This is a genomic window from Paucibacter sp. B2R-40 (assembly GCF_025717555.1).
GTDB lineage: Bacteria > Pseudomonadota > Gammaproteobacteria > Burkholderiales > Burkholderiaceae_C > Paucibacter_A.
Map to the genome: position 1 here is coordinate 90,412 of NZ_JAJIRP010000016.1, position 11,174 is coordinate 101,585.

Below are 11,174 nucleotides of genomic sequence, written 5' to 3' on the forward strand. Positions count from 1 at the left end.
CATGGATAGCGCTGTTTTTAAACTGCGCCAAGGCAGTACGCCGCTGTTGATCAGCATGCCGCACGTGGGCTCGGCCATTCCGGCCGATCAAGCACGCCGTTATCAGCCCCGAGCGCTGCTCAGCGAGGATACCGACTGGCACCTGGAGCAGTTGTACGGCGGCATTGCCGGCGAGCTGAGCGCCGGGCTGATCGTGCCGCATTACTCGCGGTTTTTGATCGACTTGAATCGCCCACCCGAGGACACGCCGATGTACCCGGGAGCGGCCAATACCGAGCTTTGCCCGACGCGATTCTTCAGCGGCGAGCCACTCTACCTGCCCGGTCAGGAACCCAGCCGCGCCGAGCAACTGCGTCGCCGAGAGCTTTATTGGCTGCCTTATCACCGCGCCCTGAATGCCGAGTTGCAGCGACTCAAGGCGCTGTTTGGTTATGCCTTGTTGTTCGACGCGCACAGCATCTGCTCTGAGTTGCCCTGGTTGTTTGAGGGGCGCCTACCGGACTTGAATCTGGGCACGGTGGAGGGGCGCTCTTGCGCAGCCGGCCTCAGGACTAAGTTGAGCGCGGTGCTGGAGGGTCAAATTGGCTACACCCAGGTTGTGGACGGCCGCTTCAAGGGCGGCTTCATCACCCGTCACTACGGTCAGCCCGAGCAGCATCAGCATGCGGTGCAACTGGAGATGTGCTGGCGCTGCTATATGGAAGAAGAGGCGGCGCCGTTTCTGTTTGACGCGCAGCGAGCGGCAGCGGTACAGCCGCTGCTCAAGCAATTGTTGAGTGAGATGAGCGCCTGGAGGCCAAAAGCATGAGCGCAGCTGGCGTTTTTTGGGCCGCGCAAGCCTGGGTCGATGGGCGCTGGCAGCGCGATGTGCGTCTGGTGGTCTCCGCCGGGGGCTGTTGGCAAAGCATCACGGCGGGTGTGCCGCAGGCCGAGGGGATGCAGGCCCTGGCAGGCCCGGTCATGCCCAGCTTGGTCGACACCCACAGCCATGCGTTTCAGCGCGCTTTTGCCGGAATGGCGGAGCGTCGTGACAGCGGTGATGATGATTTTTGGTCCTGGCGTGATCGCATGTACGGGCTGGCTTTGGTGCTTAAGCCCGCGCAGATGCAGGCGATTGCCACGCAGCTCTATGTGGAACTGCTGGCCGGTGGCTACACCCAGGTCTGCGAGTTCCACTACTTGCATCACCAAGAGGACGGCCGCCCTTATCCGGATGAGTTGGCCATGAGCTGGGCGCTGGCCGATGCTGCGGCAGCGGCCGGTATCGGCTTGACGCTGTTGCCGGTGCTGTATGCGCGTTCGGGTTTTGGTGCTGTAGGCCTGCGCGACGATCAGCGGCGCTTCAAGACCGACGCCGACTGGGTCTGGCGCGCCAGCCAGAGAGTCAACTCGGCAGGGCGGCCCTTGCTGAATGCCGGCGTGGCGCTGCACTCTTTGCGCGCCGCCAATACCGATGACATTCGCAGTTTGCAAGCCCTGATCGGGGACACCGACATTCCCATCCATATTCACATCGCTGAGCAGAGCCAAGAAGTGCGCGACTGCCTGGCTGCCACCGGCCAGCGGCCTATGCAGTGGCTGTGCAACGCGCTCAAGCCCGATGCTCGCTGGCATTTGGTACATGCCACGCACAGCACGCCGGAGGAGATCGAGCAAGTCGCCAACTGCGGCGCCAGTGTCGTCATTTGCCCCGGCACCGAAAGCAATTTGGGCGATGGCTTGATCGACTTGCCCGGCTGGCTGGCGGCTGGCGTGCCGATCAGCATCGGCTCGGACAGCCATGTCACGCGCGCCTGGGGCGAGGAGTTGCGCTGGCTGGAATATGGCCAGCGTTTGGGCCTGCAGCGGCGCAATGTGGCGGCGCAGCCGGGTACTCAGCCGAGCACTGCGGCGCGCTTGTTTGAGGCGGCAAGAGCCGGCAGTGCGGCGCCGGCCGGTTTCAAGCAATGGGGCTTGGAAGTCGGTGCGCGGGCCGACTTTTTGGTGATCGACGGCGCAGCGAGTGGCTTGCTGGGGCTGCCCGCAGACTATTTGTTGGACGGCCTGGTTTTCTCTGCGCAGGGTCAGGTCTTGCGTGAAGTCTATGTGGCGGGCCAACTTCGTCTCAAGCAAGGCCGGCATGTGGCACAGGATGCGATCGCCGGCGGTTTTAAATCAGCCTTAGCGGTCTTGCGTTGACGATTGCCCCAGGCAACAAAAAAGCGACCCGTCACCGAAGGGTCGCTTTTTTTTCCGCATTTGGCGGAAGCTGTGAGAACAAAACTCACTTCCATCAAAGCCCAGTAAAATCGGGGGTTCTGGGTGGTTTTCGCTTGTCAGTTTGTCATACCTTTTTGGCAGAGTCAAACTGGTGTCAGCGAAAACATTATGGCCCAAAAAGGAGCCGCTCCGCACGTTGTTTTTGGGCAGCTTGAACTGCCCTTGAAGTGATGTCCATAGGTAGGAGGCAGATGTGGTCCACGTGGGTCATGCTGGCGGGCGCACGGTGTCAAAAGCTAGGGGAGGCTGCAATTCATATCGTTTGAGCAGGTACATGTTTTGCAATTGACTCAGGTCAGTTTTCAATTTGTGCCAGCCGCAGAGATGATTTGGACCTAAGCAATTTTCGGAGAGCAAGATTTGTGGCTGCTTCGTCGCAGGCAAAACTGAAGCTTCAAAAAATGTCCCGCCAACCAAAGCCGGCGGGACAGAAATCATTCAATCATTCGAGGCAGTGAGCACTTGCCCTCCCTCTTGCCATCAATCCCCAGCCCCCTCGTTCTGACCCCCAGCCTCACCTGGGTCCGTTTCATCGAACTTTGGTGGCAACAGCAACGCCAGGCACATATTTGATGCCAACGGCAGCCCATCAATTGGCTTAGAGTTCAGCTCTTCAAATTGCCTCGACGCGTAAGCGACTGCCTCATTCATGAAGTCATTGATTTCAACTTTTGAAGGCATGTCGCTCCAGTCTTCTGCTCGAACGTCACCCTTTTTGATTTCAACAATCAAAGTGATGTCGTCCTCGAAGTCCTTGCAGGTTAGATTGAGCCTGAGCTGGGCACCTGCCTGCACATCTTCTAAGATTTTCCGCATGGTTTTGCCAACAAGCGGAATGGTTAGCCGATGCTGCCAATCGTTACCTACATCGTGAGCGAGACACAAATAGGCGCGGCCAGATGCTTGGCGGTCAATGAACACGGTGCCAAAAGTCTCGGTTTCTGCATATCCCGCCTCCGCCCACATTTGAGTGGGGATGTTTGCAAATATCGACCAACACGCTCTCTGCGGTTGCTCCATGCCGAGACTCCGGGTTGGCGTCTCGATGTCCGCTTCACGGACCATGTACGCGAGTTGAAAGCGAGTCTGCCCTTTGACGATTGATGCCGGAACCAAATTCCCGCTTTGAAAACTACTCCACTCGCTCATTGCCTTGAGTCCTCTTGCCTGTGCTTTTGTCAGCTTGTCCATTGATTTCATACTGGTCCTTTTTGTCGCGCCAACATTGACGCGTTCAACGTGTAGCGACTGGGGACAAAGTCAGTGGGCGGACGGGTGCGCAGCGGGCCTCATCGGCGTACTACGGTGCTAATGGTGAGGGGAGGGGGCCTGCTGCCACCAAAGCGCAGGCTACTGTTGGTTGAAGTAGGGCGCTTTTGTGGTCAAGGGGCAGCAAAGGGCAGCTAGCCGGATGAGCAAGCCCTTGATGTGAATTCCGTCTGAGGATTCGAATTCGCGGTGAGCTTTTGCGTTGGTGGACAGTGCCACGCCGAATACGCGAAGGGCCTGCTTCGTCCTTTCCTTCTTTGGAGTGCGGCTATACGTTGCGTGCGTATTCCAATGAATTTGGCCAACTGGCTCGATTCAAATCAGCCAAGCATTGCGATGTAGCCGAACAAGACGATAGTCGTTGACGGCTGTTTGATTCAAGTGGATATTGATGGACCTTTGTGTCTTTCCCAGTCACACAGGCCTTGGCGCGCGCAGGACAAAAAGCCGGGGACTGCACCGCTTTCCAAGCTTAATCAGCCGGCGGCTTTGTAAATGAAGGGAGCTTAGGTTTTTTACACCTACCCCCCCATGTAGTAGGGGTAACTGAGGCGTTATGCCGAACCTACACTGTGGACGCCCCGTCGCATGGTTGACCTGTTGAGGAGCAAGTGATTGGGCTAATAACTTATATCCATACACAGGGAAAAGACAATGCAGAACTTGATGATTAAACCTTTGAATATGGCCGTACTGCTGGGCGCATTGACTCTGGCGGGGGCGGCGAGTGCAACAGGGGTGCCGGGCCAAGGCACATGGGAAACAACGCTGCAAGCGCGTGACCTAGACGGCAACCTTGCTAATGGCCCGGAGGCTTTTTACGACACGGCCCTCAATGTCACCTGGTTGCGTGCCGGTAGCACCAGCGTCATGGACTGGGCCGCCTCAAAAGCCTGGGCCGAGCAAGACCGTTTCGGCCTGAACGGCTGGCGCTTACCGACGACCCATGTTACTACTGCAGATGGCAGTTGTAATTGGTCTGCAACCGGCGGCACTAGTTGCGGCTTCAACCCCGACAGCAGCGTTGCTACTGGCAGCGAAATGGCGCACCTGTTTTTTCAGAGCCTGGGAAACAAGAGTTTCTACGTACCAGGAACGACAAATGTTCAAGCGGGCTATGGCCTGACAAATATTGGTGATTTCCAGAATCTGCAGAGCAGCTCCTACTGGTCCGGTACGGAGTACGCGCTGTCTTCCAATGGCGCCTGGGGCTTCACTATGGCCAGTGGCGGACAGTTCGTCGACGGCATGGTCAGTAGTCGGTACGCGCTAGCTGTCCGTCCCGGAGATGTGGCGGCGGTGCCAGAGCCACAAACATTGGCCTTGACACTGATTGGCTTGACTGGCCTGCTGCTGTCACTTCGGCAGCGGAGGCATTGAGGCATTGAGGCTTTGACGCTTCGGTTCCTTTTGCTCGCTGATTGTTCGTTAGGAATGGTTGCCAGTTAGCGGCGGCTGGACGCCCGGAATAGACACTTTGTAGTCGGCCATCGCGGACTGGAACGTGCCTGCAGCAGTCATTCGGAATTTGGCACGCACATGAGGCAAAACGTAAGGGCTAGCTCGGGTCCCAATCTGAATATGCATGCGGATTTGAAAAAAGGAAACTAGGTTTTTGCACCTCCCCCCCCATGTAGTAGGGGTAACTGAGACGTTATGCCGCACCTACACTGCTGGTGCCCCGTCGCATGGTTGACCTGTCGAGGAGCAAGTGATTGGGTTTCAAAACTTGTATCCATACACAGGGAAAAGACAATGCATACCTCGATGATGAAGAAGTTCTTAAAGACGGGCGCAATGCTGGTCGTATTGACCTTGGCAGGTGCGGCGAATGCAACCGGCGTGTCGGGTCAAGGCACATGGGAAACCACGCTGCTAGCGCGAGACTTGGACGGTAACCTTGCCAACGGCCCGGAGGGCTTTTACGACACCGCCCTTAACGTTACTTGGTTGCGTAACGCTAGCGCTAATGGCATGGCCTGGTCCGTCGCCAAAGCCTGGGCCGAGCAAGACCACTTCGGCCTGAGCGGCTGGCGATTACCGACGACCCATGTCACTACTGCAGATGGCAGTTGTGATTTGTCTGAAACCGGCGGAACTAGCTGCGGCTACAACCCCGACAGCAGCGTTGCCACGGGCAGCGAAATGTCGCACCTGTATTTTCAGAGCCTGGGTAACAAGAGCTTTTACGCTCCTGGTACGACGAATGTTCAAGCCGGTTATGGCCTGACAAATACCGGCAATTTCCGAATGCAGTCCGCCGACTACTGGTCCAGTACGGAGTCCGCGCTGTATTCCGGTAGCGCATGGTTCTTCGGTACCCCCGACGGTTTCCAGGGCTACAGCGACAAGAGCGAAACTTTGTACGCGCTGGCTGTGCGCTCTGGAGATGTGGCCGCAGTGCCAGAGCAACAAACATGGGCCTTGCTACTGATTGGGTTGACTTGCCTGTTGCTGGTACGTCGTTGGCGGGCATCTTGAGACTTTGACGCTTCGGCCCATTTGACTTTTTCAGCGGGATTGGGGGTGCAAGCCCCAATCATGATTTTGCAAACCGATTTCTCGTGATGAGTGTCTACCTTTTAACAGTGGGCAGATGTTCGGTATGGGCTTGAAAAGTCGCTCAAAATATCGGGCCGGCTAAGCATTGCGCCCTGCCAGCCTTGGTGAAATAAAACTGGATTTGGCGTCTCGGCATTGGAGTCCAGTTTGAATCGAAATAGGCGTTTTCTTAACTTGGAATATGCCTTTCTCGAACTGAGCTATGAAACGCCAAGTCGCTGCTGCACTGGCTAGTTTCGTACGAGCACCAGCGCATTCTTTGTCGTCAAATGCCTGGGTCTCCTTTCATTCTTTCTGCGTAGAAAGAATTCTATTTTCTTCCAAGCGCTCTTCAACTACGCACTTTCCGAATGCTGGCCTGCTGCTCGGTTCCTACCTTGGAGCGCATCAATTCGTGCTGTGCGTATTCCGAACAATGTTGCCACCTGTTCTGATTCAAATCAGCCAAGTATTGCTATGTAGACAAGTAAGACGAGAGTCGGTGTCAGAAATATTTTTTTCACGGTTCTGAATAGCCCACTGTGTTCAAAGCCGTCGCAAAGAACTGACGGCTCGAGATTGAAATGCAAGGGCTGACCCTCAAGCTTTCCAAGTCAAATCAAGTTCGTGAAGGTTGATTCCATAACCCCCAATAGGGGGGGGTGCGGGTAAGTTAAGTCGAAGCTAGACTGCGCTGCGCGTTCGCTTGCCGTACTTGCTAGTGCAGTCAACGCCGGGGCTCTCAACACTGCTGAAACAGGGACAAGACTATGCAGAATTTGATGAAGAAGGCTTTGAAGACCGCTGCGCTTGTGGGCACATTGCACTTGGTGGGTGTTGTTCAAGCGGCCGGCGTGCCGGGCCAAGGAACATGGGAAACCACGCTGCAAGCGCGTGACTTAGATGGCAACCTTGCCAATGGACCAGAGGCTTTTTACGACACGGCCCTCAATGTCACCTGGCTGCGTGCCGCTAACACTAGCGCAATGGACTGGTCTGCCGCAAAAGCCTGGGCCGAGCAAGACTGTTTTGGCCTGAGCGGCTGGCGCCTGCCCACTACAGTAGATAAAGGGAGCGATGGTTGCAACTGGAGTTACACCGGTGGCACCGATTGCGGCTATAACCCCGACAGCTCGGTGGCCACTGGCAGCGAGATGGCGCATCTGTTCTTCCAGAGCCTGGGTAACAAGAGCGCCTACGTACCGGGCACAACAACCCCTCAACCGGGCTATGGTCTGACAAACTCCGGCGACTTTCAGAATCTGCAGTCCAACGTCTATTGGTCTGGGACGGAGTCGGCGCCGAATTCAAATATCGCATTTAGCTTCGTAACAGTCAGCGGCTACCAAGACGTCTACTACAACTACAATTATTTGTACTCGCTGGCTGTGCGCCCCGGTGATGTGACCTCTGCGGTGCCGGAGCCACAAACACTTGCCTTGACGCTGTGTGGATTGACAGGATTGCTGCTGGCACGTCGTCATCAGCGGGCACTTTGAGGCTTTGACGCTTCGGTCCCTCCGGGACTTTTTTTGGGGGGCGGTAGCCCCCATTCTTCATTTCGCATACCGAGTGTTTGTTATGTGTAGCCGATATTTTTGCGGTGAGCAGATGTTCGGAACAGGCATATGCGGTAGGAAAAAATAGCTTGCCGGCGAAAGCTTTCTCTCTTTAAAACTTGGCGAAATAGAACATGATTGGGTCGCTGTTTTAAATCGGATTTAGTGGCCAGTTTGATTCGGAATATGCGTCTTCTTGACCTGGAATACGACTTGCTTTAACAGAACCCTGAAACACCAAGTCGCTACTTCACTGACTAACATCGGCGACTGACCAGCTCATTCTTTGTCATCAAGCGGCTAGGCCCCTTTCCATTCTTTCTACACTGAAAGAACGCCCTTGTTACCAAGCGCTCATGAGCTACGCACGGCTCTGAATGCTTGCCTGCTGCCAGGTTCCAACGCAAAAAAGCCCGCACGTGGCGGGCTGGTGTTGAAGTCAATGCGCTGTTCTCAATACAGCGCATTGAGCGTCCACGGGGCGGGTCCCGCAGGTGATGCGCCGAGTGTCTTGGCCATTTCTCTCATGTTCTCCGGCGTCGTGTAGCCGGTAATATCGATGACCATGTCCTCGATTTGCTCCCATGTCCACTCGCTTTGCGCCGCGGCCTTTGCTTTCATATTTTTGCGACGCAATGCGATATCGGCGGCAGTAACCTTTTTGGTCGACTTTGCAATCGTTGCTGCCAACTTCAGCAGTTTCTCGCGGGCATCTTCGTGCAGTGAGTGAGCGGCGACAGTAAATGTTCTTGCTTTGCTGTTGTAGGTAGTCAGGCGTGCCAGCGCTTTAAAGTGCGTAACAGGAAGCAGGTCCTTGCAGGTGAGTGAAAATTCTGGTTGCCGTGGCTTTTGCTGCAAACGCCCGTCGCTGCGCTTTTCTATCAGCATTCCAAATTCAAGGGGCGTGAGCCCAAGGGTACGCTGCCGGTCCTGCTCCTGCTCTGCCGCCTTCTGCGCTTCTAGCGTGATTTCGGCAAGCTCAGCCCTGAGCAGGGTGGCGAACTCAGGGGCATCCAAGAACGCTAGAGCTTTTTCTCCCTGCGCCCTGCTCAAACGAGCTTCGAAGGTCGGCCCTCCAATTTCGTTCCTCGTTCTGAACTGCCCAAAAGCGGGAAGTCGAACAATCAGCCGCACCACCGCTTCAAGCGCGTTCGGCTCAGCGTCGCTCGTCTTGGTCAAGAGAGCGCCAGTCGCCCCAAAGGTAACCACGAACGTGGGAGTAGTACTTTCGGCAGTGAAGGAATTACAGTCTGTCATCAATATATCCACTTTTGTTATCAGTTGCATTGGGTTCAATGGCGCCCCACGGCGAAAGCGAGGCAGTCTTGAGTCAAGGTTCATTGGCGTTCTGTGCGCTCAATCTCGTACTCTGCAAACAGCTTTACTACTGTCCTCGCCGCAGGGCGTGCGTAGAAAATAGGGCGGTCCTCGCATTCCCACGCAGAGCGATATCCCTCCAATGCATTCTTGAACTGTTCAAGCGACATGTGCGCTTGGTAGTGCGCTCGGCTCGAGTCGAAAATTTCGTCAAAAAATTCAGCCTTGAGTTCAGTTACGGTTCTGGTCTTCATTGAGAAATTCCTGTAGCTAGTGAAGGTAAGTGGCTGGGCTCTAGTCCCGCACAGTGGCGTGTTGCACGGCATTGAGTTGCTCTTCAATCAGTGCCGTCCTACCGAATAGCTATCGTTTTTAAATTCCCTACCTCCTCAATGATTTGGCTTCGAACTACCTGCATCCCGACTTCAAGGGGCCTATATCGTTAGACTCTTGAGACTCTGTTTTGTGTCAAGCGAATTGGAGGCGGACGTGACTAAGTTCACGCCAATAGCGCTATTGTTTTTTGAGGCCAAGAAAATCCCGGCTTTCGAAGCGTTGATTCCAAAGAAAAATCCCGCCAGCTTTTCAGTGGCGGGATGTGAATCATGAGAAAGCGGGTAATTGGCGGGGCCTCTGTTTCTCAGCCCTCAGCATTGACAATGAGCGTGACGGGTCAATTCGACGGTGATGGCTTAACAGCTCCCAACTCTGAAGCCGGGGTGTCTGATTCGAGCGAAACCGCCACGACTTGCCTCATGCACTCATCGACGTCCATTCCGACCGTTAGGACGAGCACATCGTGAACGTCAATTCCTGGAATCAAAGAATCCAACGAATTTGGAGCCACCTGTGCCAAGGTCATGTTGACCAGCATCGCTGCGCTCAAGGGCGTTAAAGCTGCGGTCCTGAGAATGTGTTGCAGCTCAGTGTCGGGCGCAAATTTAACGTTCAGTTCAATCAAGGTCGCCAGCTTTGCGTGCTCGCGGAAAAAGAGGAGTTGAATTGTTTCGTTAGCATTTGCGTCATTTACGAGTTGCTTCACCCTTGGGTCGCTTGCGAGCATGACGCAACGCACTTGAGTAGTCCCGGTCTGATAGGCGAGTATCAGCATTGCATCAAGCTGGTCCTCGGTAGTCATCACGGTGAGTCCGGAGTGGACCGTTTCGCTTTTATGCGATTGATTTGCTGCTTCGAACTTTGCGGCTATCCAATTTGGAACATGCGCTGCGATACATCGCCGGTGGAAGTGCCCGGTGTCCGAGCTCGGGCCATCGACACTTTTAGCGTCGAGAATTTCTGCAGTTCGAGCTCGGCTGAGCATCTTTATGTGGGTAAGCCAATCCATAGAGGTGTCCTGTTGAATAAATGTTCTTGGGACCTCGTATAGCGACCTCTATAAATGGGCTGAGGGCTACTGGGGTATTCCGAGTTTCGCGCCACACCACGGTTGTGCGGAATCACGTGGAAAAACAGGGCTTATGTCCATTGAATTTCATCGGTGCGGCGGCGCGTCCCGAGGCCCAGGTGCTGCAAGCAACACGCCTGGTGCATTGAAAATTTCCGTTAGGTTTTAAGCCCACCGCTTTGCCTGTTCGTTGGTTGACTCATACAACTTCTGAGCAACAGGCCTCGTTTCAGTTCAGGAGTCTTCAAAGACTTGCTCTGATAGGCGACTGGAAGGCGGCGGTGGTTGGTACCGAAAGTCCGGCAGGGCTGCTGCCGCACCCCCTATTCAGGGGGTTATGTATTTTTGACACCAAGAAAGGGTCATATAGGCCGCAGAATCCAGCACACAAAAAATTCAGGGAGAACGGTTATGAACAGTGCAACTCGTCCATATCATTTGTTGCGCGCGGTAGCCGTTGCGGCCGCACTTGTTGGCAGCGTTGGAGGGGCCAGCTCTGTCCCGGTAAGTTGGGTAGGACCCAACAATGGTTACTGGGATGTTGCTGGCAATTGGAGCTCGGGTCTTCCTAGCTTCGCAGATGAAGTGACCCTGTCATCCTTTGACACCATATTCAACACGGGTGTTCTCAGTCTGCGTTCCTATGTCGGAAGTGGCCGACTCACGATTACAGGCGGCACGCTGCAGAACTCTGAAGCGTCTATGGTTGGTGCTTTGGCTCTTTCTGGTGGCGTCATCAGCGGCACTGGAGCGCTGACCGTCGGCGGCCCAAGTACTTGGAGCAGCGGCGCCATGACCGGTGCGGGCTCGACCACTTTCAGTGG

General features: G+C 55.2%; 10 protein-coding genes. 6 read left to right on the forward strand and 4 right to left on the reverse strand.

Annotated elements, in window-relative coordinates:
- Position 1 precedes the first annotated feature (1 nt).
- Both hutG and LNV09_RS23965 read left to right on the forward strand, forming a co-directional pair.
- Positions 2-808, forward strand: a complete 807-nt coding sequence (hutG, locus tag LNV09_RS23960) for an N-formylglutamate deformylase (protein ID WP_263559586.1) — start codon at positions 2-4, stop codon at positions 806-808.
- Positions 805-2,178 carry a formimidoylglutamate deiminase gene (locus LNV09_RS23965; protein ID WP_263559587.1) on the forward strand — a complete coding sequence of 458 codons (1,374 nt, stop codon included), beginning with the start codon at positions 805-807 and terminating at the stop codon, positions 2,176-2,178. Before hutG ends, LNV09_RS23965 begins: the two co-directional genes overlap by 4 nt.
- A 561-nt stretch (positions 2,179-2,739) precedes the next feature.
- Here the strand turns inward: LNV09_RS23965 and LNV09_RS23970 are convergent.
- Positions 2,740-3,459: a hypothetical protein gene (locus LNV09_RS23970; protein WP_263559588.1), complete on the reverse strand. Its 720-nt coding sequence runs from the start codon at positions 3,457-3,459 to the stop codon at positions 2,740-2,742.
- Between the two features lie 723 nt (positions 3,460-4,182).
- Between LNV09_RS23970 and LNV09_RS23975 the strand changes: the two genes are divergently transcribed.
- The 3 genes from LNV09_RS23975 to LNV09_RS23985 all read left to right on the forward strand — a co-directional run bounded on the left by LNV09_RS23975 (position 4,183) and on the right by LNV09_RS23985 (position 7,568).
- Complete coding sequence (locus LNV09_RS23975; RefSeq protein ID WP_263559589.1) at positions 4,183-4,908, forward strand: PEP-CTERM sorting domain-containing protein; 726 nt, start codon at positions 4,183-4,185, stop codon at positions 4,906-4,908.
- Positions 4,909-5,283: 375 nt separating this feature from the next.
- The gene (locus LNV09_RS23980) at positions 5,284-6,009 is read left to right on the forward strand and encodes an Lcl C-terminal domain-containing protein (protein ID WP_263559590.1); all 726 of its coding nucleotides are present in this window, start codon (positions 5,284-5,286) and stop codon (positions 6,007-6,009) included.
- Between the two features lie 830 nt (positions 6,010-6,839).
- Positions 6,840-7,568, forward strand: a complete 729-nt coding sequence (locus tag LNV09_RS23985; protein ID WP_263559591.1) for a PEP-CTERM sorting domain-containing protein — start codon at positions 6,840-6,842, stop codon at positions 7,566-7,568.
- Between the two features lie 513 nt (positions 7,569-8,081).
- Here the strand turns inward: LNV09_RS23985 and LNV09_RS23990 are convergent.
- The 3 genes from LNV09_RS23990 to LNV09_RS24000 form a co-directional block, all read right to left on the reverse strand.
- Positions 8,082-8,807 (reverse strand): hypothetical protein, encoded by a 726-nt coding sequence (locus LNV09_RS23990; protein ID WP_263559592.1) that lies wholly within the window; start codon positions 8,805-8,807, stop codon positions 8,082-8,084.
- 158 nt (positions 8,808-8,965) lie between these two features.
- A complete protein-coding gene (locus LNV09_RS23995) occupies positions 8,966-9,199 on the reverse strand; it encodes a hypothetical protein (protein ID WP_263559593.1) in 234 nt (77 codons plus the stop codon).
- Between the two features lie 419 nt (positions 9,200-9,618).
- Complete coding sequence (locus tag LNV09_RS24000) at positions 9,619-10,290, reverse strand: hypothetical protein (protein ID WP_263559594.1); 672 nt, start codon at positions 10,288-10,290, stop codon at positions 9,619-9,621.
- A gap of 471 nt (positions 10,291-10,761) precedes the next feature.
- Between LNV09_RS24000 and LNV09_RS24005 the strand changes: the two genes are divergently transcribed.
- Positions 10,762-11,174: hypothetical protein (locus tag LNV09_RS24005; RefSeq protein ID WP_263559595.1), on the forward strand; the 413-nt coding region annotated here is incomplete at its 3' end.

What these genes read in the sequence shown, in the direction of transcription:
- LNV09_RS23995 (WP_263559593.1), bottom strand. Translation starts at nt 9,199, where the DNA reads ATGAAGACCAGAACCGTAACTGAACTCAAGGCTGAATTTTTTGACGAA.
- hutG (WP_263559586.1), top strand. Translation starts at nt 2, where the DNA reads ATGGATAGCGCTGTTTTTAAACTGCGCCAAGGCAGTACGCCGCTGTTG.
- LNV09_RS23980 (WP_263559590.1), top strand. Translation starts at nt 5,284, where the DNA reads ATGCATACCTCGATGATGAAGAAGTTCTTAAAGACGGGCGCAATGCTG.
- LNV09_RS23985 (WP_263559591.1), top strand. Translation starts at nt 6,840, where the DNA reads ATGCAGAATTTGATGAAGAAGGCTTTGAAGACCGCTGCGCTTGTGGGC.
- LNV09_RS23965 (WP_263559587.1), top strand. Translation starts at nt 805, where the DNA reads ATGAGCGCAGCTGGCGTTTTTTGGGCCGCGCAAGCCTGGGTCGATGGG.
- LNV09_RS23975 (WP_263559589.1), top strand. Translation starts at nt 4,183, where the DNA reads ATGCAGAACTTGATGATTAAACCTTTGAATATGGCCGTACTGCTGGGC.
- LNV09_RS23970 (WP_263559588.1), bottom strand. Translation starts at nt 3,459, where the DNA reads ATGAAATCAATGGACAAGCTGACAAAAGCACAGGCAAGAGGACTCAAG.
- LNV09_RS24000 (WP_263559594.1), bottom strand. Translation starts at nt 10,290, where the DNA reads ATGGATTGGCTTACCCACATAAAGATGCTCAGCCGAGCTCGAACTGCA.